Annotated in this window: 16 protein-coding genes and 1 tRNA gene; 13 read left to right on the top strand and 4 right to left on the bottom strand. The window is 65.8% G+C overall.

Translation table 11 applies throughout. From position 1 onward, the window contains the following. Nucleotides 1-261 precede the first annotated feature (261 nt). From D7X99_RS08635 to D7X99_RS08620, 4 genes are all read left to right on the top strand, one after another. A complete protein-coding gene (locus D7X99_RS08635) occupies nucleotides 262-855 on the top strand; it encodes a hypothetical protein (protein ID WP_233601675.1) in 594 nt (197 codons plus the stop codon). An 8-nt stretch (nucleotides 856-863) separates the two neighbouring features. Continuing rightward, entirely contained in the window at nucleotides 864-1,550 is a 687-nt protein-coding gene (locus D7X99_RS08630) for a TVP38/TMEM64 family protein (RefSeq protein WP_121777352.1), read from the top strand. A 224-nt stretch (nucleotides 1,551-1,774) separates the two neighbouring features. After that, nucleotides 1,775-3,139 carry a hypothetical protein gene (locus D7X99_RS08625; protein ID WP_147476085.1) on the top strand — a complete coding sequence of 455 codons (1,365 nt, stop codon included), beginning with the start codon at nucleotides 1,775-1,777 and terminating at the stop codon, nucleotides 3,137-3,139. An 18-nt stretch (nucleotides 3,140-3,157) separates the two neighbouring features. Further along, nucleotides 3,158-5,650, top strand: a complete 2,493-nt coding sequence (locus D7X99_RS08620; RefSeq protein WP_121777350.1) for a hypothetical protein — start codon at nucleotides 3,158-3,160, stop codon at nucleotides 5,648-5,650. Nucleotides 5,651-5,711: 61 nt separating this feature from the next. Here the strand turns inward: D7X99_RS08620 and D7X99_RS08615 are convergent, their stop codons facing one another. Both D7X99_RS08615 and D7X99_RS08610 read right to left on the bottom strand, forming a co-directional pair. Continuing rightward, nucleotides 5,712-6,554 carry an alpha/beta fold hydrolase gene (locus D7X99_RS08615; protein WP_121777349.1) on the bottom strand — a complete coding sequence of 281 codons (843 nt, stop codon included), beginning with the start codon at nucleotides 6,552-6,554 and terminating at the stop codon, nucleotides 5,712-5,714. Nucleotides 6,555-6,653: 99 nt separating this feature from the next. Further along, nucleotides 6,654-7,901: a sterol desaturase family protein gene (locus tag D7X99_RS08610; RefSeq protein ID WP_121777348.1), complete on the bottom strand. Its 1,248-nt coding sequence runs from the start codon at nucleotides 7,899-7,901 to the stop codon at nucleotides 6,654-6,656. A gap of 67 nt (nucleotides 7,902-7,968) precedes the next feature. On the opposite strand from D7X99_RS08610, the gene D7X99_RS08605 reads away from it, so the two are divergent. The 3 genes from D7X99_RS08605 (at nucleotide 7,969) to D7X99_RS08595 (ending at nucleotide 10,133) form a co-directional block, all read left to right on the top strand. Then, complete coding sequence (locus D7X99_RS08605; RefSeq protein WP_121777347.1) at nucleotides 7,969-8,559, top strand: Crp/Fnr family transcriptional regulator; 591 nt, start codon at nucleotides 7,969-7,971, stop codon at nucleotides 8,557-8,559. A gap of 197 nt (nucleotides 8,560-8,756) precedes the next feature. After that, a complete protein-coding gene (locus D7X99_RS08600; RefSeq protein WP_147476084.1) occupies nucleotides 8,757-9,323 on the top strand; it encodes a hypothetical protein in 567 nt (188 codons plus the stop codon). Nucleotides 9,324-9,347: 24 nt separating this feature from the next. Next, a complete protein-coding gene (locus D7X99_RS08595; protein WP_121777345.1) occupies nucleotides 9,348-10,133 on the top strand; it encodes a DUF4347 domain-containing protein in 786 nt (261 codons plus the stop codon). Nucleotides 10,134-10,296: 163 nt separating this feature from the next. On the opposite strand, the gene D7X99_RS08590 is transcribed toward D7X99_RS08595, so the two are convergent. Further along, on the bottom strand, nucleotides 10,297-11,382 hold the full coding sequence (locus tag D7X99_RS08590; protein ID WP_158626960.1) for a serine protease: 1,086 nt from the start codon (nucleotides 11,380-11,382) through the stop codon (nucleotides 10,297-10,299). An 863-nt stretch (nucleotides 11,383-12,245) separates the two neighbouring features. On the opposite strand from D7X99_RS08590, the gene D7X99_RS08585 reads away from it, so the two are divergent. Next, nucleotides 12,246-12,647: a hypothetical protein gene (locus D7X99_RS08585; protein ID WP_233613211.1), complete on the top strand. Its 402-nt coding sequence runs from the start codon at nucleotides 12,246-12,248 to the stop codon at nucleotides 12,645-12,647. Between the two features lie 14 nt (nucleotides 12,648-12,661). On the opposite strand, the gene D7X99_RS08580 is transcribed toward D7X99_RS08585, so the two are convergent. Beyond that, a complete protein-coding gene (locus D7X99_RS08580) occupies nucleotides 12,662-13,237 on the bottom strand; it encodes a hypothetical protein (RefSeq protein WP_121777342.1) in 576 nt (191 codons plus the stop codon). Nucleotides 13,238-13,444: 207 nt separating this feature from the next. On the opposite strand from D7X99_RS08580, the gene D7X99_RS08575 reads away from it, so the two are divergent. From D7X99_RS08575 to D7X99_RS08555, 5 genes are all read left to right on the top strand, one after another. Then, nucleotides 13,445-14,575 (top strand): hypothetical protein, encoded by a 1,131-nt coding sequence (locus D7X99_RS08575; protein ID WP_253905932.1) that lies wholly within the window; start codon nucleotides 13,445-13,447, stop codon nucleotides 14,573-14,575. A 214-nt stretch (nucleotides 14,576-14,789) separates the two neighbouring features. Further along, complete coding sequence (locus D7X99_RS08570; protein ID WP_121777341.1) at nucleotides 14,790-15,572, top strand: hypothetical protein; 783 nt, start codon at nucleotides 14,790-14,792, stop codon at nucleotides 15,570-15,572. Beyond that, nucleotides 15,569-17,614, top strand: a complete 2,046-nt coding sequence (locus D7X99_RS08565) for a putative metal-binding motif-containing protein (protein WP_121777340.1) — start codon at nucleotides 15,569-15,571, stop codon at nucleotides 17,612-17,614. The genes D7X99_RS08570 and D7X99_RS08565 overlap by 4 nt, the downstream gene beginning before the upstream one ends. Nucleotides 17,615-17,772: 158 nt before the next feature. Beyond that, nucleotides 17,773-17,846: transfer RNA gene (locus D7X99_RS08560), tRNA-Asp, on the top strand. Nucleotides 17,847-18,014: 168 nt separating this feature from the next. Next, on the top strand, nucleotides 18,015-19,586 hold the full coding sequence (locus tag D7X99_RS08555) for a serine hydrolase (RefSeq protein ID WP_121777339.1): 1,572 nt from the start codon (nucleotides 18,015-18,017) through the stop codon (nucleotides 19,584-19,586). Nucleotides 19,587-19,674: the final 88 nt, after the last annotated feature.

Raw genomic sequence — 19,674 nt, 5'->3', positions numbered from 1 at the left:
GGCTCCGGACCGGATGGACCCGGGCCGCGGTTTCTCCTGACCCGGCCTTGACGACGGCGCCGGCCCGACGTGGATGTCTTTCGCTCATGAAGACAGCCAGGGTGAAAACATCCAGGAAGAATCGGGGGGATGGAATGACAAATCTGTCGTACAGGGGTCGATGATGACCGCCGGGCGCGAATTCAAGACATGGCCTGGATGCGACTGCTCCGTTCGGGCAACATGGCCCGCCTTCCCCCGCGGTCGCATCCCTGGTGCCTGATGACACGCCTTGGCCTTCCGCAGCGCCTCCTGGTGTTCGCGACCCTGATGGGTGGCGGCTTCTCGGTCGCGGAGGAGGCCCCGGTGGGCGTCGCGGAGGACCGGCGGGACGAGCCTCCGCGCAACTACGGCAACCTGCGTGCCGGGGCGTCCACCTCCGGCCGGCGTCCCAGCATCTGTCTGGAGTTGTCTCCATTGGCGCGGCTCGGCGTGGAGGCCTGCGGCACGGGCTCGGGGTTCCTCCACCGCGACCCGGAGCCGGAGATCGCCCACTTCCGCGCCAACCTGACGCTCACCTCCTTCAAGACGCGCATCGGCTGGCTCCAGCCCCGGTTGAGCGCCGGCTTCGCCGAGCTGCAGATTGGCGAGGACAGCTCGGGCTTCGACTTCGGGGGCTCCGGCCCCACCGGCGTGGAGACCGCTGGCCCCGAGGTGGGCGCGTCCCTCCGGGCCCTGCTGCCCATCTCCTCCGGCTTTGAGTTCGTGGGAGAGCTGGGGTTCAGCGCCGCGTACTTCAACGCCGCGCCGCAGCTGATCAGACCGCAGGCCCGTTTCCAGCCGAGCGCCTCGTTCACGCTCGGCGTTGGCTTCTGAGCCGCGCCATGACCCTGGCGAGCCCTGGAACGAAGCGCGCGGCGGTGGGCTGGAGCCTCTGCGTCAGCGTGGTGCTGGCGGCCATCCTCGTTCCCTTCCTCCTCTTCGGCGAGCAACTGGAGGCCGCCACCCAATCCTTCCTGGAGGCGCGTCCACCCGACTGGCAGGTGGCGCTCGTGCTGGGAGGGTTGCTGGCGGGGGACATCGTCCTGCCGGTGCCCTCCAGCCTCGTCGGCACGGCGTCCGGGGCGCTGCTGGGCTTCTGGGGCGGAATGACGGCCTGCTGGGTGGGGATGATGGTGGGCTGTGGTTGGGGCTACCTGCTGGGCGCCAGGGGCGGCGAGGCGGCGTTGCGACGCACCCTGGGTCCGGAGGAACTCCAACGCCTGTCACGTCTGGCCGAACGCCGGGGGGCCTGGTTGCTGATTGCATTGCGCGGCGTGCCCATGCTGGCGGAGTCCTCCGTCCTCTTCGCTGGCGCCAGCCGCATGCCTCTGGGGAGTTTCCTCGGAGCCTGCGCGCTCTCCAACCTTGGCGTCTGCGCCACCTACGCGGCGGTGGGTGCGTACTCGGCGCGACTCGGGTCATTCCTGACGTTGTTCTTGGGGATGGTTCTACTGCCTGGACTCGCGCTCTGGTTGGTGCGGCGCTTTCTACCCGGGCGTCCCGCAACCCAGACATCGCCAATGGACTGACAGCGGACTTTGCCGCCCCAGCACGAATTTCAGCTAAGACCGTTTTTAATCTGTTTAGCCCTCGACGGCTTCTCCCCCGCAGCGATTAAACTCTTGCGCCCAAGCCCGGCGTCTCGTCGGGCTCAACCGCATGGGGGAGATTGCCTTTGTCCGACAAACCGCGCGTCCTGCTCGCCGTGGCACTGGGTGCCACCGGCCTCCTGGCCTGCCCAACGACGTCGCTCATGGATTCGGGCCCCCCCGTCCCCAAGGCGACGGCGCTCGAAGCCAATGACTGCCCGGCGGACGTGGCCTGGCTCAACAGCTCCACCCTCCCCAGCGAAGTGCCGGGGAACAAGACCATCTGCAACTTCGAGCAGTTCATGTGGCAGAGCATGCTCGCGCTCGTCCAGCCCGCCAACGGCAAGCCCGACATGGTGCAGTTCGAGACGTGGATGCCGTCCTACGGCATCTTCATCAAGGACGGGGTGCCGACGGCCTGGGGCCAGGAGCCGCCTGTCTCCTGCACCAACGCCGTGAAGCCCACGGCGGGTGGCAAGCCGCCCCGCCTCTACACCGACATCATCAAGCAGGCCGGCGCGGATCAGCCGCTGATCGACCTGAAGGGCGAGTTCGTCTACTACGGCATGTCCGTCAACCAGAGCACCTACACGATGCTGACGTCCTGTCAGCTCTACCAGGCGAACTGCGCGGGTCAGCTCAAGCCCGGGAACAACGGCATCGACATCATCAAGAAGTATCCGAACCTCGCGTACCCGGACACGGCCGTCGAGCTGAAGACGAGCTGGATGGTGCTCGACGAGGCGACGGCCAGCTCGGGCCTCTTCTATGTGGTTCCCGGCCTCATCCAGGTCAAGGACAGCCCCTGTCGGCAGGTGAACCTGGGACTGACCGGCATGCACATCGTGTCCAAGACGCCCAGCTTCCCGGCGATGATCTGGGCCACGTTCGAGCACCGCAACAACGCGCCCGACTGTAGCAACCTCTCCGCGGCGCCTCCGCTCGGAGGCACGTGGAACTTCTACAACCCGGCCTGCACCGACTGCGTGACCAACACGTATCAACCGGGCAAGCCCGCCCAGGTCTGCCGCATGCACCCGCAGGGGGACTCGGCCGTCGGCACCTTCCCCGGCGGCGTCGACTGTAGCGTCAATCCCAATCAGTTCGCCTGTCAGGACAAGACCCGCACGATGCTCGCCCAGAGCACCCAGGCGCTCAACGCCATCAACAGCAGCGTCCAGGCGTTGATCCAGGCCAACCCCAGCCGCATCAACAAGGTCTGGGCCAACTACGAGCTCGTCGGCAACGTGTGGACCGTCAACGGCACGATCCCGCCCTATCTGCAAGCGCAGCAGGGTTCGCTGTCCGCCGCCAATACCTCCATGGAGACCTTCGTCCAGAACGGCGTCGCGGCCGTGAGCAATCCCTACAACTGCTTGAGCTGCCACAACATGGAGGGCCCCACCGGAAGCCAGAACCTGCCGCCCGCGGGCTTGAGCCACCTGTTCGACGAAGTCCAGATGCCCGGCGGATGCACGAACGGCTCGCTTCCCGCCGCATGCGCCCCCTACATCGGCAGCGGCAACTAGAACCCCGAGGAGACCTCCATGAGCTACCTTGATACGCCTCGCATCAACTTCTCCGGTTCGTTCCAGGCTTCGCCGGCCACCATCAACAACACGCCCAACAACTACAACCCGGCGAACTACAACGCGGACTCGCTCAAGCCCAACAACATCGAGCTCTACTGGGAGCCCAAGGGCGACAGCATCTTCGACCTGCTCAACTGCAAGGTGACCACCGTCGAGCTGCCCGGCGGCGGAAGCGACTCCCTGGTGGGCGCCGGGGTGAGCGCCCTGTACACGGGGTCTCCGCCCAAGATGGTGGACCTGGATCCCATGCAGCAGAACGGCAGTGAGATCTGGGGCTTCACCGTCCTCATCGGTGACCTCGGCGGCGCCTACGTCCAGGGCGTGTTCACGCCGGTCGCCTTCAACGGCATCTGGGGGAACTCACAGGGCCCCAACACGCCCCGGAACTCCGCGAGCGGCTCCGCCGCCTACCAGACGACGCTCACGAACCTGAAGTGGAACGTCGGCAACTCGGCGGTCCTCCAGGCGCTGCAGAAGGCGTCGCCGAACCGGCTGTCCATCCACCTGGTGGTCAGCGCCCACAACAACGCCCCGCAGCTCTTCGCCTTCACCCTCGCCACCTTCCAGACGATGCAGGCACAGGGAGTTCCCCCTGCCATCCTGGACAAGCTCGCGCCCCTCCAGACCTACGTGATGAACGTGGACAGCGACGGCAATCCGGTGGCTCCGGGGCGGGGCTACATCCCCACGCAGATGTATGTCAGCTCCCTGCTGGAGCAGTTGCTGGGCCAGAGCGCGGCTGAACAGTACGGTCCCACCATCCTGGCGGCGGCCAAGCAGCCCTACAAGCCGTGGATCAACTACACCACCAAGGAGCCCCTGCCCGAGCAGCCGCTCTATGAGTTCAATTACGGCAAGCTCGTCGGCTCCGTGGGCCCCTGTCTGGATGGCGAGCCCGTCTTCGCCGTGCCGGCACGCAACCTGGCGCAGATCCAGAACCCGAATCCTGCCTTGAGCGCGTGGTGGGCTCCGGCTCAGCTCAACCTGGGCTCCACGCCCTCGTTGACGCTCGACCTGGGCAATTCGTTGCCCGTCCGGTTGCCGGGGCGTCCGCTCTGGTCGGAGCAGTTGGGGACGCTGTCGCTCGCGTACTACACGGGCTCTGGGGCATCGAAGACGTACACCACCATCGTCCCGTCGATTGACTACAGCAACCCCGATTTCATCGACAAGCAGTCCGGGATGCTGGTCGTCACGAACTTCGGCGGCGTCGATCCCAATACTCTCGCGAACCTGCCGCTCGCGCTCCGGAGCACGACCAACAGCGGCACGCAGACCCTGCTGGAGGAGAACTCCGAGGGCTTGAGCCTGCGCGCGGACCAGTTCATCTACCGCATGAACCCGGGCATGCAGACCACGCCTGGCTTCCAGCTCGGTGAGACCAACACCGTCAATCTCTACGTGCGCAAGTTCGGCCGCGTCGAGGGGACGGAGCAAGTGAAGGTGGCCCTGAACACCCTCAGCCCGAGCGCCGCGGCCCAATACACCCTGAGCACCCTGGGCACGTCGGGCACCAATGGCATCAGCGAGGCGAACATCTCGACGCCCACGGGCAAGCTGCAGCTCTCCTCGAACGTCGTGAGCGTCACCGGAGGCAAGGCCACCGTCACCCTGACTGGCACGGATCCAGGCAATCCACGGGGCTACGTGGACGGGCAGGTCTACTTCACCCAGTACACCTTCAGCCCTACGGTCGCGGACTACAACGCGGACCCCAACGACCTGGTCAGCGTCCAGATCTACCAGCAGACTCCGATCACCGGCACGCCAACGTGGGTCAATGGGATTGGAGACATCCTGCGACAGTACGGCATGCTCTATCCCATCATGGGCCGCTTCCAGCTGTGGACCTATGACGGCGTCATCAACAACCGCGAGAAGATCGCGCGGGTGCTCGGCCTGGACATCAGCCAGCCGCTGCACATGCCGGTGAGCCGCGACCTGTCCGCCATCAAGCTCCAGCTCATCCTGAACTGGTTCAATGGGGGCATGCCCTACGGCCCCATGGGCCCCGAGGGCGGGCCGGGAACCGCCTGGGACAACCTGCCGACGGTCAGCGGCTGGGGCCCCATGACGAGCCTCCTGGTGCGCTCGGGTGACATCATCGACGCCATCCAGCCGAGCTACGGCTCCAATGCCGCGCCCTACCAGGGAGGCCCTGGAGGGAACGCACACACGCTCGACCTCACGGACGACGGAATCGTGTCGATGACGGGCTACACGGGCACGTACTTCGGCATGACGCAGATTGCCCAGGTCACGTTCAAGACGGCACGGGGCAAGACCTACGGCCCCTATGGGACGATGGCGAACGTGTCTGGCGCGAAGCCCTACTCGCTCGTCGTGCCCACCGGCAGCGCGATCCGGTCTTTCTTCGGAACGACGGTCGTGCACTCGGGCGGAACGAAGTACATCGCCTCGCTCGGCGGCAACGTGCAGTTGCTCTGAGCAAGAGACTGCTCATGCCGTGACTCGCGGCGGGCCTGATGCGTGGGCCCGCCGCAGGTATTCAACGGCAGCCAACCGCTTTGAAGATCAGCTCGGTGACGGCTTCGGGGTGGCTGATCATCGCAACGTGTGAGCTGCGGATCTCGACGGTACGGGCGCGAGCGCGCCGGGCCATGAAGCGTTCGGCTTCGGGCGGAATGGCGTTGTCGTCGCGGGCGACCATGTACCACGACGGGATGGCCTTCCACGCCGGCGGGCCAGATGGCTCATCGAAGACGGAGGCCGCGGCAGGGCGCTGACTGGCGGCCGCCACCGCCGCGTCCTTGTCGCGGATATCGGCCGCGAAGAGTTCCTGGAAGAAGGCCGGGTCGATGTATGCGTCGGCGTCCGTGGTTCCGCCCCCCGGGAACGGGCGCAAGACGAGGTGCTCGCTGAGCTCGGAATGGCCGCCACCGAGAGTGTTGGCCTCCGAGATGGTCTCCCCCTCGTCGAGTGCATACGCGGCGATGTACACGAGTGCTTTCACGTTCGCGTTCCCGGTGGCTGCGTTCGTGATGATGGCTCCGCCGTAGGAGTGGCCCACCAGGACAATGGGACCGGGGAGGGTCCCCAGGAAGTACCGCAGGTACTCCGCATCACCCGAGATGCTTCGCAAGGGATTCGCGAACGCGTAGGCCGTGTAGCCTTGCTTCTGCAGCTGCTTGATCACGTCGGCCCAGCCAGATGCGTCCGCGAATGCACCGTGGACAAGGACGATGGTGGGCTTGCGTCGACAGCCGGTGCTCCATTCGTCTTCGGCTGCAACGGCCTGGGAGGGAGTGACGCTGACAACCATCAGTGCCCAGAGGGCATAGAGCAGACCCAGCCGGCATGCGTTCTGTTGGGTGAAGCGCTGAGCGTTCATCGGCCTCTCCGAATGGGCCCGCGCGTGGCGCGGGACGGCGCGGAAGGTGGGGGGCCGACACGACCGCGACAACCCAGACCGGAGTCCAGGCCTGATGACTCAGCCTGGGAAGGGATTCGACTGGGGCGCCCGGCCGGCGGCCCCTCGCGCCACGCGCAGCCACACCAGCGAGACCATCAGCCACGCCGCCGTGAGCGCGCTCCATGTCTGGGGCGCGCTGGCCCAGACCAGCCACAGCGTCACCGCCACTCCCATCGCGAGCACCCGGGCGAGTTCCAGTGGCTCGCTCCACGCTCTCGACTCCAGCATCCCGCTCCAGGCGGTCGCCATCGCCCAGAGCAGCAGGCTCAACGCGACCTTCTGCCAGCCAGCGAGCGGCGAGGCATGGTGGCTCACCAGGAGCATGAACGGCATCGACGCGAACAACTGGAAGACGAGGTACCCCCGGACGCCAGGCAGCTCCCGCGAGTGGTACTTCACCTCCGCGCCCTCCTGCTTCCAGTAGCCCAACGTGCGAGGAGGCAGGTCCGCGGGCCGCCAGCCCGTGGGCATCACCCAGAGGCGCAGCCGGTCCCAGTGGCTCTTCGTGGCGACGGCGTCCGCGAAGAGCCGGGCCCACGCCTGGAAGTTGATGACCGTCGGGTCCCAGGTGTTCGCCGGGGTCGTCAGGCCATAGGAGCACGGCTCGGTCTCCTCCTCGTAGGTGCCGAACATCCGGTCCCAGATGATGAGGAAGCCCGCGTAGTTCTTGTCGATGTACGCGTCGTTGCGCGCGTGGTGCACGCGGTGGTGCGACGGCGTGTTCAGCCACGACTCCACCCACCGCGGGAGCTTGGGGATGACCCGCGTGTGGGGGATGAACTGGAGCACCAGGTGGAAGGCCACCATCGCCAGCACTGCCTCCGGCGGAAAGCCCACCAGCACCAGCGGCCAGTAGAAGAGGAACGAGAAGAGGCGCTGCGTCACGCTCGCGCGCAGGGCCACCGCGTAGTTGAGCTCCTCGGTGGAATGGTGCGGCGAATGGGCCGCCCAGCCGATGTTGGTGCGGTGCCCGAAGCGGTGGAACCAGTAGAAGAGGAAGTCGACTCCCAGGAAGAGCGCCACCAGCGACAGCGGCGACGATGCGTCCAGCCGCCACGGCGCGAACTGGCCCAGCTGCGTGAAGAGGGGCAGCACCATCAGCGCCACCGCGACGTTGACGCACTGGTTCATCACCGCCGTGCCCATGCTCGCGATGGAGTCCTGGAAGCTGTAGTAGCCGTTGCGGCGCACCACGCACCAGGCGAACTCGGTCAGGGCCAGGACGATGACGAAGGGCGTCGCCACGGCGTAGACGTTGATGGACATGTCTCCGGTATATGGTCCCCCGAGCGGCCTGCGCCTTAACCCAGGTCAAGCCAGGGTCCTGAGAGACGTGAGATTCCCCAAGCTCTTCGAGCGCCTCGCCACGCTGGCCCCGCTTCCTCCCGAGGAATGGGCGAAGGCCGAGGCCGTGGCGAAGGAACAGTCGCTCGCGAAGCGGGAGTTCTTCATGCGTCCGGGGGATGCGGCGGACCGGTTCGCCGTGGTGCTCCAGGGCGTCTTCCGGGGCGTGCGCGTGTCACCACGAGGGGGCGAGTCCATCAAGGCCTTCCGCGCGGAGGGCGAGCTGATTGGCGCCTACGCGGAGATGTTGCAGCGGAAGCCTTCGATGACCGCGATTGAAGCGCTGGAGCCGAGCCGCGTGCTGGTGTTCCAGACGCGGGACTTCCAGGCGCTGGAGCAGGGCCACGTGTGCTGGGAGCGGCTGGCGCGCCGGGTGGCGGAACAGCACTTCCTCCTCAAGGAGCGGCGGGAGCAGGAGTTCCTGGAGCTGTCCGCGGAGGAGCGGCTCGTGAACTTCTGGGAGGAGCATCCGCACCTGAAGGGACGGATTCCCCAGCGCGACGTGGCGGCCTACCTCGGCATCACCGAGGTGGGGCTGAGCCGCATCGTGTCCCGGCGTCGCAAGCGCGCGGCGGATTGAGCTCCGCGCAAGGGCCAGCGGACTCCGCTTCCGGTGATATCCAGACACACATCACCAACCATGCCACCGCCATGCCCATTCATTGACATGACACGGGTTCGCGGATGGGACAATCCTGACTCTCTTTACTGACGCCCCTCACGCAGTTGATAATTCTCACCATCTCTCATATCGAGAGACATCTCCGGGGGATGCCGATGGCAGACGTCAATCCGAGCGCCAGTCTCAGCCTGACTTCGTCGAATCCTGATGGGGAGAGGGCACCTGCGAACGGCGGATATACGAGCATCTATCTCGCAGCCACGCGCCTGCCGCAGGACAACCTGGACGACCTGAAGTTCTGGTGGAAGTCGCCGATGCCGGAAGAGCGCTACCGGATGTACAAGGTACAGGTCTTGCGGCGCGAGAACGAAGGCACCGAGACCATGAAGCTTGTCTTCAACCTCGTCGGCCCCAACGCGGACGAGGTGGCCAAGGACTTATACGTCTTTCTCTATATCGAGCCATACATGGTCTGGCCGGAGCTGCCCTCCACCGCGCACCTCGCGAAGGACGGACAGTTCGCGTACCTCCTCCTCTCCCCCACCTTCATGAAGGACCGCGCGAAGGCGCCGAAGGCACCTGACTACTACGCGGAACCTGGCGGCAAGTGGCCCATCGGGGCGGGTGCTCTGCATGAAAGCGCAGTGGCTCCAAACGCAAGGATGTTGCAGGCACTCACCGAGTTCATTCAGGCACTTGCGGGCTCAGGGCGTGAGCGCTGAACCAGCCCACCTCGGAACGCAACCATGCACCTGACCCTCATTTCCTACCCTTCGACCTTCGACCCTGAGATCGAGAACGCCGTCCCTCGAATCGACGGTTGGAGCGCCACAAGGGAGCGGAGAGTCGCCCGCTGCCAGACGCCCGAGCACTTCCTCACACAGGTGGCCAGCGTTGGAGTTCCAGTGTGCCGCCTGGATCTCTTCGGGCACGGCGCTCCGGGCTCGCTCATCCTCGGGGACAAGCAGGCGCCCCTGATGACGGCCAACCGGTCGACCTGGGGTCGGCTTCTGATGCTGAAGGACTTCCTCACCCCTGGCGCCGAGGTTCGACTGTTGGGATGTGAGACAGGCATCCACCCGGAGGGATTCGACGTCCTTCAGGGACTCTCCCAGCAGCTCGGATGCACCGTCTGGGGCGCCAAGACCCGCATCGACTGGTCGGACTTCCGCGAGATGGGTTTCGACCCGAAGCTCGTGAAGGACCTCCTCGTTTCGTCAGCAGAGATGGAGTCTCCCATCTCGGCGACATCGCGCCCCGGGGACAGCATGAAGGCGGGTCTGGAGGAGCTCGAGCGCCTCCGCATCGGAGTTCCCTCGGGCTACGAGCCCGAAGGCTACGCTCCGATGCCGGCATCCATTCTTGATGAGGTTTGGGAGAACCAGGAGCAGAAGGTGACGGTGACGGTTCGCGGCCAGCGACGGATCATCGTCATCACGGCATCACCCGGACGGCATTTCCTCCTGCGCTGGCTGGCTCCCCGTACCGCCCCGAGCCTGGATGCGCTCAAGCCGCAGCTGAACATCTACTAGGATCCTCGACATCGCAGGCGAGCACCCGCCCGTCGGTCCGAGCGTGGAGGTGGATTCCTTCCGCGCTCGCACCGACTCGCATGTTCGAGCCGGACGAGGAGGCACCGCTCACGAGCCGGCGGGCGTCCCGAATCGCTCGGAGGAACGGGAGCAGCGGTGTGGCTCAAGGGACCGGCGGCCCGGACCTGGCCTCACGGGCAGACCCCGTCAGGGTCTGGCGAATCCACCCGGCGAACACCGGGACGTTCGTGTAGACGCCATACTTGTTCTGGCGACCACAGCCCTCCCCCCAGCTCACCACGCCAGCGACGTACTTCGTGTTCCCGTCCCGCACCACCAGCGGGCCACCGCTGTCGCCCTGGCAGGAGTCGCTCTCGCCATCGCCCGCGCAGAACATCCGGCTCGTAATCTTGCCGTTGTAGCCCGCAGGTCCATTGCACTGCTGCGCGGCCACGGCCTTGATGCTGATGTACAGCAGCGCATCCGAGCCCTTGCCGCTCCCCTCCCAGGTGTCACCCCAGCCCGACACGGTGACATTCCTTCCGGCGTCCACCAGGAATGCCTTCTCCGCGGGGAGGGGCGCGATGCTGTGGGCTCTATCAAGCGGCCTCGCGAGGCGGAGCAGCGCGATGTCGTTGTCCTTGGTGCGGTGATCGTAGGCTTCGTGCCGGTAGATTCTCTCCACCTGCACGAGCTGGCCGCCCACGGACAGCATGACCGAGCCGGAGAAGACCTCGACGTCCTCGGGCTTCGAGTCCGCACGGAAGCAATGCGCGGCCGTGAGGACCCAGGACGGGTCAATCAACGTCCCCCCGCAGAACTGCCCTAATGCGGGGCTGAACGCCCCCGAGAGCACGAGCGCGACCTGGTACTGGAACTCTCCCTGCGGAGCCGGACGGGTGTTTCCCACCATCCGGGTGGTGTCCAGCCGCGAGACGAGGTCCATCTGCCTGTCAATGCGTTCGATGTTGGCGAGCGCGGCCATCAGTCTCTTGCCGCCGTTCGCCTGGGACTTTGCCTCCGAAGCGACGTCCTTGAACGCCGCCTTCCGGTCCACGAGGTTGAGGATGAGGCGCTGGTTCTCGGTGAGAGTGGAGAGGTTGGGGCGCTGCTGCTCGATGCTCGAAAGCCGCGCGCTCACGGCGCGGGCCTGTTCCTCGCGAATCACATCCTGGGCAAGGCTGGGAGACAGCGGGATGAGGAGTGCGCAGACGACGAACAGGCAGACACCGCGAGAAATGGGCAGCATTGAGCCTCCGGCCTGACGGAACCAAGAGAGTGGGAGCCGCGGCGCGACGCACGCGGGCCCGGCCGCAAGGCCGGACGTGTCTCCTGATAGCAACGTCCATGCCCCGACGGGCTGGCCGGGTGTCACGAGAGGGTTGCGAGTCAGCGAGCAGCGCATCCCGCTGAGTGCGTGTCCTCCCCAATGGACAACTGGAGATGTCCGTGTCCATTCGGATTGACACTCCCCGCAGGGAGGTCACGGTCCGTACGGATGAGCCGGCGGCCTCCTCTCATTTCCGGGCGAGGGTGATGACGCCACCGGTCGACCAGGCCAGCACCGTCCGGCCCTCCGCATTCACCACCAGGACGGCGGACCCGGCAACGGCGCCGCGAACCGGCTGCCCGCGGCGCAGCACGCCCGGGAGTCCCCCAGGCCGCGTCCCCCTCCTCCAGCGACGACGGGCCCCTGAACGCGCGTCGGGCGACTTCGGCGCCTCCAGCTTCAGCGGCCTGCCCGCGCGCACGGAGCGGCAGAGCGCCTCGTGGGGGATGCATGGCGGGAGGCTCTTCGACGCGCATCTCGTCTGGCCGCTGCAGGTCGCCCGGAACGCCACGGCAAGGTTCGTCCGGGAGGCCCCCTCCTCTTCATGTACGACACGGGCGGCCGTCGCCCGGCCGCCGGCGTGCGCATCCGCGAGCCCGAACGCAACGACATACAGTATGGGGCCAGGCCTATTGACAGGACGCTTCGTGGAAAATTGATACAATCAGAGCCAAAGTTTTCACCCATCCGTCCGCGGCGGATGGAGGTTGTCTGGCGAGCATGCCCGCCTCTACGCTGGCCCGATGACCCGACTGCTTGCAGCGTTGATCCTTCTTCCTTCGATGGCCTTCGGGCAGGTGCGCATCGATGTGAAGCTGCCTGACATCGTCTTCACGACCCCGCCGCCACTCGTCGTCGTACAGCCCGGCGTGCAGGTGGTGGAGGACTACGACGAGGACCTCTACGTCGTGGACAATGTGTACTGGGTGCGCCGCGATGGGCGGTGGTTCCGGGCGCGCGACTACCACGGAGGCTGGGAGTACGTGGAGGAGCGGCGAGTCCCCGTCACCGTCGTCAAGGTGCCTCCGGGCCGGTACAAGCGGTGGAAGCACAAGAAGAAGCGGGTTGCCGTGCCCGCGTCGTACCATGAGCGCGACCGCCACCCTGACCGGGACCACCATGATGATCACCACGATGATCATCACGACGACCACCACAAGGGCGGCAAGGGCAAGAAGAAGTAGCCCGCCCTCCAGCGCTAAAGCTTGGGGAATTTGACGACGGCGGTGGTGACCTTGACGAGGTCGTAGGACTCCTGCCGGTTGAGCAGGTTCGTCTGCTGCGCGACCAGTTGCGCGCGGAACTCCACCTGCCGCGCCTCGTGATCGAAGAGCGCGTAGACGACGTAGTACCGCGCCTTGCGGACCATCGTCTCCTCGTCGACCGAGAGCTGGACGTCGTCCGGGTTCAGGCTGCTGTCGACGACGCACTTGAAGCCGGCCAGCTTGTGCAGGTTCTGCGAGGCGCTGTCAGTGCGCGCCTCGTGCCGGATGAGGATGCGGCCATCCTGGAACTTGTACCAGAGGCTGCAACCGCTCAGGTTCGCGGTGAAGAAGTACGCGAGGGTGTCGGTCGTGAGATCGATCTCGCCCTCCGTGACGTCACCGGTCTTCCACGGCAGGTAGAAGGCATCGGGGGATTCGCTCTCCTTGAGCGTGGCCAGCTCGCGGTCTTCCAGTTCATCGAACGCCACCGCGTAGGCCCCCATGCCGGAGCCAGGAGCTGGACCGAGGATGAGCGGCTTCTGCTTCTGTCTGCCGGATGCGTTTCCCATGAGGCTCCTTGAGCGTCACGCATTCATAGCAGCAGACCCGGCACCTGACCTTGTCCACAACACAGGAGGGCTCACATTCCGCCTATGCTCGGGACGGTGAACATCTCAAGACTGAAGCCATGCGCATTCCTGGCTGTCTCCTTCTGGCTGGCCTGTACGGGGCAGCTCGGACAGGACGTCCCCGCGGAAGGCCCTCCGGATTCAGGCGTGCGTCCCCAGGACGACGCCGGGACGAATCCAGATGCAGGGACCGGTGACGCGGGCGTCCCGGATGCCGGCAGTCCCGATGCCGGCGGCTCCGATGCTGGCAGCCCGGACGCAGGTATCTCCCCCATCACGAGCGCCCGGGTCTTCTTCTCCGGACACAGCCTGCTCGACAATCCCATGCCCGACCACTTCGACGACATCGCCACGAGTCGAGGCAAGGACTTCAACTGGAACCAGCAGAACGTGATTGGCTCCCCTCTCCGGGTGCGGACCTGGGGCAATAACGGATGGGAGGGTTATCGCTCGGGCAAGAACCGCTCGGGTGACAGCATGAACGTGGTCCAGGAGTTGCTGTCTCCCCAGACGCTGGGACCGGGAGAGAAGTACGACACCCTCCTCATCACCGAGCGGCATGACCTGCTGGGCACCATCGAGTGGGAGAACACCATCGGCTACCTGCGGCACTTCCATGACCGCTTGATCGCCGGGAACCCACAAGCCGTTACATATTTCTATCACACGTGGCTGGACATCGATAAATCCAACCCGTCTCAGTGGATTACCTATGAGAAGAACGCCCGGGCTGCCTGGGAGTGTGTGTCTTCCAAGGTGAACCTCTCGTTGCAGAACGATGGACGGGCGGACCGCGTGGTGGCGCTCCCTGGAAGCACGGCCCTGGTCCATCTGGTGGAGCGAGTCATCGCGAACGAGGTACCTGGCATCAGCGGTTCGACCTCGCAGAAGCTCAACGTGCTCTTCAGCGACAACGTCCACCTGACGTCCCTGGGCTCGTACTACATGGCCGCGGTCCACCATGCCGCTGTGTTCCGGGAGTCGCCCGAGGGGGCCCGGGTGCCGCCTGGAGAGAACGCGACGACCGTGCATGCCCTCCAGCGCATCGCGTGGGAGTTCGTGAGCGCCTATTACGCACAGCCTGGCGCGGGCGAGCGGACGATGGAGGACTGCCGCACGCGAATCCCCCGGGACGTCTGCCCTGGCTTCTGGGGGATCCTCGGGAGCTCCCAGAACGTCGAGGGCTGCCAGCGCTTCTTCGGCAACGCGGCTCCGGGCCAGGGTGGAAACCCCTTCGTCTGGCCCGATCCGAACTGGCAGCCGTTGCCTGCTCCGTAGTCACGGTGTGGGCTTGGGGCAGTGACCTGGAAACGAAGACGGGTTGGGAGGGGATAGTGGACGGCTCTCATTTCCCCTCCCATGCTCCCCATGTTAGGGAGCCGCCCGGTTCCGGGAGGAATTCATGCGTTCATGTCAGACATTGGGGCCACCCCTCTGCTGGGTCTTACTTGTCATCCTACCGTCAGTCGGGCTGGCGGCTCCAAGCAGCCAGGTGAAGCGCCATCTGGAGGCCATCGCCAGCCTCTACGAGGAACTCGAGTTTGAAAGCGCCCTCGACCAACTCGCCACGGCACGGCGGCAGGCGAGCGGACCGGAAGACGACTTCGAGCTTTCACTCTGGGAAGGCCTGCTCATGGCGGAGTTGAGCCGGACGGAGGAGTCCGCCGCTGCCTTCACGGCCGCCCTGTTCCTGCGACCGGACGCCCAGCTCCCCGTGAAGGTGTCGCCCAAGGTGTCGAACCAGTTCGAATCGCTGCGGAAGGCCGTGAAAAGCACACAACTAACGCGCCGTGGCGCTCCCAATCCCTCGCCCGCGCCGCAGCAGGCGACGGATGCACCGCGTGACGTGCCTCCGCCGTCCGCACAGCCTCGAATCGCGTCCCCGTCCAGCGTCGGGACCGCATCGGCGCCCACCGCGCCCCCTCTCCAGGTGGCCCAGGAGACGCGGACGAGTTCCCTGCGCTCCAAGGCCTATATCCCCGCGATCGCCGGCGGCGCGCTCACTGTCGCGGGTGGGATTTCCTGGGTCCTGTCTCGTGGAGAGCTGTCAAAGTTTCGCAACGCGGACCCGTCCCTGGCGAACGCCTCGGACATTGACCGGGCCGCGTCGCGGGGGCGAACACTGCAAGCGGCGGGCGTGGGCCTGCTGGGAGTCGGTGTACTGGGGCTGGGGTTGGCGACGGGCATGTATCTGATCGGTGCTCCTGAGAAGAACCTCGCCATGCAAATGGGGACGGATGGACGGTCGGCGCTCGTGTACGGGAGGTGGCCATGAGCTTCATTCCACTGCGGGCAGCGATGGCCATGTTCGTGCTCGCGAGCGCGGCCTGTGCCGACTTCGACCTGGAAAAGCAGAAGCTGTGCAAGCAGTACCCCGAACGGTGTGACGAGCTGGACGACACGTCCGGAGCGCTGAACGTCACCCTCGGATACAGCGGTTTCATGCGCGGATGCGTCACGGTGACCGCCACGGACGCGGACAACGCGGGGAACACGAGGAGCCTCGACGTGGCGATCCCTGGCAAGACGCCGGGCACCGTGTCGGTGACGGTGTACCGGAAGAAGAACTGGGGCCGCATGCTGAGCGTGACGGCGCAGCTGCGTGAGTTCGACTGTTCGGGCCCCTTGGTGGGCGACCCGCAGAAGACGAGGGCTCAGGTTCCCGAGGAGGGCACACTGGACGTGCCCTTCACCGTGAGGGCCATCGATGCGGATGGGGACGGCTACTTCAGCAGCGCCGATGCTGAAGGTGTCGTCAGCGGCACTGACTGCATGGACGGGAATATCGCCGTGCACCCCAACGCCGAGGAGGTGTGCAACGGGAAGGATGACAACTGCACCCTCGGGGAGTCGGACGCGATCGACAAGCTGAGCTGGTACACGGACGTGGATGGGGACGGCTACGGAAGCACCGAGGTGAATGCCTGTGTCCTACCTACAGGGGCCGTGACAGCTGGCGGTGACTGCAACGACAGCGATGCGCAGGTCCGGCCCGATCGGGCGGAGTTTCGCTGCGATGGCAAGGATGACAACTGCAATGGCATGAACGACGAGGACTTCGGCGTCGGCAACAATTGCATGGATGAACTCAAGTGCGTAGGCACGGTCGCGTGTGCCCCCACTCCGAGCCAGACAGCTTGTGTGCGACTCCCAGGGGCGAACCCGGTGATCTGGTACGTGGATGGCGACGGCGACGGGTCCAAGGGCCAGGCTGCGGGGATGGGATGTGAGCCCCCCGTGGCTGGCGCCGTTACCCCATCCGACGACTGCGATGAGAGCTCTACCTACGTTCGGAATGGGCTGCCGGAGGTCTGCGACCGGCTGGACAACAACTGCGTCGGCGGCGTGGATGAGGGGTGCGCTCCCCTCACTTGGACGACAGACGCAGGGGCTCTCGGACCCACGGATAGGCTGAATTCCATTGCCCTTTACGACCAGGGGCAGAAGGGATGGATCGCGGGCCCGAACAAGCTCGCTCATCTAGACAGCGCGAGCCCTGGCATCAAGGAGTTCACGAGTGGCTCTTGTAGGAAGTCCTGGAATGCGGCCTGGGCAGCCCAGGATGGTCGGGTCTTCGTCGTCGGAGAGGACGGGTGGCTGTCGACTCGGAAGTTCGTCGAAGCCAATGAAGAGTGCTTCACGCCGCAGGTGCCAACCGACAAGAACAATACGGACTTCAATGGCATCTTTGGGATTGATGACCCCGCTGTCGGTGCCACGATCTTCGCGGTCGCGAGCAACGGAAAGATCTATCGCTGGGCTTCGCCCTACATCAACGCAAGCGACCTGGTTGAGATCGCGCAGGTCCCCGCGAACCTCCGTGCAATTGGGGGCTTGAAGTCAGTGGATTCACTCATAGCGGTAGGCAATGCGAACGCGGACCTCAAGGCACAGGCCTATCGTGTCAACTCGACAGGAACCACATGGGCGGCTGAGCCTCTGGGGGCTTCGGATACAGCCTTCATGAGATCGGTGCATGTCCTGAACAGTCATTACGCATACGCAGCGGGCGACAATGGGCGGGCCTTCGAGTGGACCGACGGAGCAGGCTGGCATCCCCTGCCGCAGCTCCCGATTCCCAACGGTGCGCCGGGTGTCCCGGATATCCTGGACGTGCTCTCCTTCAGCAAGAATGGCATCTATGCGGTGACGACCGCGAACACGATCGCGTTCTTCAATGGCAGCACCTGGAGCACCGTGCACACCGCAGCGCAGACATTGAGGTCGCTGGACGGACCCAGGCCTACCCGGTTTGCCGCAGCGGGCGACGGCAGCACCATTGTGAACTTCACGGCTCTTGCGCCGCTGGCGCCCTGAGCCACCCGAAACCGGCTGGAATCGCGCGTCGAATCCCTCGACGCGCCTCCCCGGCCAGGCTCTCGTGGGCCGCCCAACCGCTGAACCCGCGGCCCAGCAGGAGGGCGCTCATTCCTCTTGTGCTCATCCAGGGATCAGCGGTAGATCGGCGCCGTTACGGGGAGTTAGTTCAGTTGGTTAGAACGCCGGCCTGTCACGCCGGAGGCCACGGGTTCAAGTCCCGTACTCCTCGCTACTGAGAAGGGCCCGGAATCGAAAGGTTCCGGGCCCTTCGCTTTTCAGGGCCTCTGACCACCAGCTCGCCACCGGCCGGGTCGAGCACCAGGGCGCGTCCCGGACCGGCAATCGAACGAAGGGGCAGGCGTACACCTCGCGTCCCACCCCTTCCTTCGGTGAACCCATGCGCCCTTCCCTGTCCCGCCTCGTGCTCGCGGCCATCCTGTTCAGCCCGGGAGGTGCGGCCCTCGCGGCGGAGGGGACGAAGAAGCCCGCCACGCAATGGTTGGCCAGCCCTGCTCAGGCGACCCGCGCGGCACGTGTGGAGGCGGGTCTGGCCCCGGTCGTCATCGAAGGCGAGAAACCCCAGAGCCTGACGCTCCCGCAGTGGATGGCGCTGTACCGGATCCCCGGGCTGAGCATCGCCGTCTTCGACAAGCACTCCATCGTCTGGGCCAGGACCTATGGAGTGAAAGAGGCGGGTGGCTCGGAGCCCGTCACCCTGGAGACGCTGTTCCAGGCGGGCTCCATCAGCAAGCCGGTGACCGCCCTGGCGGCGCTGCACTTCGTCGAGGCCGGCAAATGGTCGCTCGACGAGAACATCAACGACAAGCTGCGCTCGTGGAAGGTCCCCGAGAACGACTTCACGAAGGAGCAGAAGGTCACCCTGCGCCGGCTGCTCAGCCATAGCGCGGGGACGACCGTGCATGGCTTCCCCGGGTACGCCGTCGACGCTCCCATGCCCACGCTGGTGCAGGTGCTGGAGGGCGTGGCGCCCGCGAACACCGGCCCGGTTCGCGTCGACCTCGTCCCAGGGACGAAGACGCGCTACAGCGGCGGGGGTACGTCCATCGTCCAGCTGATGATGGTGGATCAGCTCCAGAAGCCGTTCCCCCAGGTCATGCGGGAGACGGTGCTGAAGCCGCTCGGCATGAGCAGCAGCTCCTACGAGCAGCCCCTGCCTCCGGTCCTCTCCGCCAGGACCGCGACCGGGACGTACTCCAGCGGGAAGAGCGTCGCGGGCCGCTGGCACGTGTACCCGGAGATGGCCGCGGCCGGACTGTGGACCACGCCGTCCGACCTCGCGCGGGTCGCACTGGAAGTGTCCAACGCGAAAGCGGGGAAGTCCAAGCGCGTGCTGTCGCAAGCGATGACGAAGCAGATGCTGACGCTGCAGTCGGAGCGGTTCGGGTTGGGCTTCCAGGTGGAGCCCGGCACCGACCGCTTCTGGCACGGAGGCGCGGACGAAGGCTTCCAGGCCGCGTTCATGTCCTTCGGTGACACGGGCAGCGGCGTGGTCGTCATGGCCAACTCCGACAACGGCTTCCTGCTCTTCGACCGCCTCATTGCCAGCGTCGCGGCCGAGTATGCCTGGACCGCGTTCAAGCCCGAGCCCGTGTCGCCGTCCGCCCAGGTGGATGTGCTCATGCGGTTCAAGGGCATCGACACCGCGCTCGCCTGGTACACCGCGAAACATCGCGAGGGCGTGAAGGGCCTGGAGTCGGGGCAGCTGAACCAGCTCGGCTACCGGTTGCTGGGCGACGGCAAGGGCGCGGAAGCGGTGCGGGTGTTCGAAGCGAACGTGAAGCTCTTCCCCACGGATGCGAATGCCTTCGACAGCCTGGGCGAGGCACAGCTCCAGCTGGGACTGAAGGAAGAGGCCATCGCGAGCTACAGGAAGTCACTCGCACTGGACGCGGGCAATGCCAATGCGGTGAAGGTCCTCGAGAAGCTTGGCGTGCCCACCGGAAAGTGAGCGCAGGGCCAGCACCGGCTGCTTGAGGGCTGAGGCAGCGATTGCAGCATCTGCAGCCCTTTGACATTCCTAGCAACTGCGGCGAACC

Origin of the sequence: Corallococcus sp. AB032C, assembly GCF_003668935.1 — a bacterium.
Classification (GTDB): domain Bacteria; phylum Myxococcota; class Myxococcia; order Myxococcales; family Myxococcaceae; genus Corallococcus; species Corallococcus exiguus.
Note: the sequence above shows the minus strand (reverse complement) of the source record. Positions and strands in the feature narration are given on the sequence as shown.

Coding starts and splice junctions, on each gene's coding strand:
- D7X99_RS08635 (WP_233601675.1), top strand. CDS start 262: ATGACACGCCTTGGCCTTCCGCAGCGCCTCCTGGTGTTCGCGACCCTG.
- D7X99_RS08630 (WP_121777352.1), top strand. CDS start 864: ATGACCCTGGCGAGCCCTGGAACGAAGCGCGCGGCGGTGGGCTGGAGC.
- D7X99_RS08625 (WP_147476085.1), top strand. CDS start 1,775: ATGGATTCGGGCCCCCCCGTCCCCAAGGCGACGGCGCTCGAAGCCAAT.
- D7X99_RS08620 (WP_121777350.1), top strand. CDS start 3,158: ATGAGCTACCTTGATACGCCTCGCATCAACTTCTCCGGTTCGTTCCAG.
- D7X99_RS08615 (WP_121777349.1), bottom strand. CDS start 6,554: ATGAACGCTCAGCGCTTCACCCAACAGAACGCATGCCGGCTGGGTCTG.
- D7X99_RS08610 (WP_121777348.1), bottom strand. CDS start 7,901: ATGTCCATCAACGTCTACGCCGTGGCGACGCCCTTCGTCATCGTCCTG.
- D7X99_RS08600 (WP_147476084.1), top strand. CDS start 8,757: ATGGCAGACGTCAATCCGAGCGCCAGTCTCAGCCTGACTTCGTCGAAT.
- D7X99_RS08595 (WP_121777345.1), top strand. CDS start 9,348: ATGCACCTGACCCTCATTTCCTACCCTTCGACCTTCGACCCTGAGATC.
- D7X99_RS08590 (WP_158626960.1), bottom strand. CDS start 11,382: ATGCTGCCCATTTCTCGCGGTGTCTGCCTGTTCGTCGTCTGCGCACTC.
- D7X99_RS08585 (WP_233613211.1), top strand. CDS start 12,246: ATGGCCTTCGGGCAGGTGCGCATCGATGTGAAGCTGCCTGACATCGTC.
- D7X99_RS08580 (WP_121777342.1), bottom strand. CDS start 13,237: ATGGGAAACGCATCCGGCAGACAGAAGCAGAAGCCGCTCATCCTCGGT.
- D7X99_RS08565 (WP_121777340.1), top strand. CDS start 15,569: ATGAGCTTCATTCCACTGCGGGCAGCGATGGCCATGTTCGTGCTCGCG.
- D7X99_RS08555 (WP_121777339.1), top strand. CDS start 18,015: ATGCGCCCTTCCCTGTCCCGCCTCGTGCTCGCGGCCATCCTGTTCAGC.